1 protein-coding gene is annotated in these 1037 nt (G+C 62.6%); it reads left to right on the forward strand.

What is annotated here, in order from left to right:
* Positions 1 to 1037 (forward strand): elongation factor Tu (gene tuf, locus AC04SG_RS32805; RefSeq protein ID WP_488554395.1); only part of this gene is annotated, 1037 nt, incomplete at its 3' end.

Consider the following 1037-nt stretch of genomic DNA (forward strand, 5'->3'; position numbering starts at 1 on the left):
ATGGCAAAAGGTAAATTCGAGCGCACTAAGCCTCATGTGAACATCGGCACGATTGGTCACGTTGACCATGGCAAGACGTCGCTGACGGCGGCGATCACGAAGTATTTTGGCGAATACAAGCGCTACGACCAGATCGATGCGGCGCCCGAAGAGAAGGCCCGCGGCATCACCATTTCGACGGCTCACGTCGAATACGAGACGGCCAACCGCCACTACGCCCATGTCGACTGCCCCGGCCACGCCGACTATGTGAAGAACATGATCACCGGCGCCGCGCAGATGGACGGCGCGATCCTGGTGGTTTCGGCTGCCGACGGCCCGATGCCGCAGACCCGCGAGCACATCCTGCTTGCCCGTCAGGTCGGCGTGCCGTCGATCGTTGTGTTCCTCAACAAGGTCGACCAGGTCGACGACGCCGAACTGCTCGAACTGGTCGAGCTCGAGGTTCGCGAGCTTCTGTCGAAGAACGAGTTCCCCGGCGACGACATTCCGATCGTCAAGGGCTCGGCGCTGGCTGCTCTTGAAGATTCGAACAAGACCATCGGTGAAGACGCGATCCGCGAGCTGATGGCTCAGGTCGACGCCTACATCCCGACGCCGGTTCGTCCGCTGGACAAGCCGTTCCTGATGCCGATCGAAGACGTGTTCTCGATCTCGGGCCGTGGCACGGTCGTGACCGGCCGCGTCGAGCGTGGCGTGGTCAAGGTCGGCGAGGAACTGGAAATCATCGGCATCCGTCCGACGACCAAGACGACCTGCACGGGCGTTGAAATGTTCCGCAAGCTGCTCGACCAGGGCCAGGCCGGCGACAACATCGGCGCGCTGCTGCGCGGCGTTGACCGTGAAGGTGTCGAGCGCGGCCAGGTTCTGGCCAAGCCGGGCACGGTGAAGCCGCACAAGAAGTTCGTGGCCGAAGCCTACATCCTGACCAAGGACGAAGGTGGCCGTCACACGCCGTTCTTCACCAACTACCGTCCGCAGTTCTACTTCCGCACGACCGACGTGACCGGCATCGTGTCGCTGCCGGAAGGCACGGA

The sequence above is a fragment of the Mesorhizobium sp. CNPSo 4684 genome (assembly GCF_057784315.1).